The 359-nt window shown below is 36.8% G+C and carries 1 protein-coding gene; it reads right to left on the reverse strand.

Annotated features, from left to right (window positions below):
- Positions 1 to 211, reverse strand: a 211-nt coding sequence (locus tag A9E74_RS13910; RefSeq protein WP_176718954.1) for a glycosyltransferase family 61 protein, incomplete at its 3' end; no start/stop codon positions are given.
- Positions 212 to 359 lie beyond the last annotated feature (148 nt).

A 359-nucleotide genomic window follows, 5' to 3' on the forward strand; every position in this document is an offset into this window, starting at 1 on the left:
CTTTACCTGCCACTATACCATGCGCTAACTGGCTACCTTCAATACCGATAATAAGGTCAGCATTAAAAACTGCTGCGTACAGCTCATTGATGGGTGTTGTCTCTGCAATATATGATGAGACATCATAATCTTTACTGAGTAAATCTAATAAATCGCTTTCATTAGCAAGGTGACGCTTAACTGCTGACTGCCCTCTTTTTAGATAGACCACGCTGGGACGATGATGATTTTTTTGACCTTTGAATGTTAATAATGCAATTTTTTCTTTATATTTTTTAATATATCAATAAGAAAGTTGAATGTTGCCATCCTTCGTACATATCAGCGTGATGTATTTTGCGAACGGACTAAAGTCGACT

The sequence above is a fragment of the Methylophaga muralis genome (assembly GCF_001720165.1).
GTDB lineage: Bacteria > Pseudomonadota > Gammaproteobacteria > Nitrosococcales > Methylophagaceae > Methylophaga > Methylophaga muralis.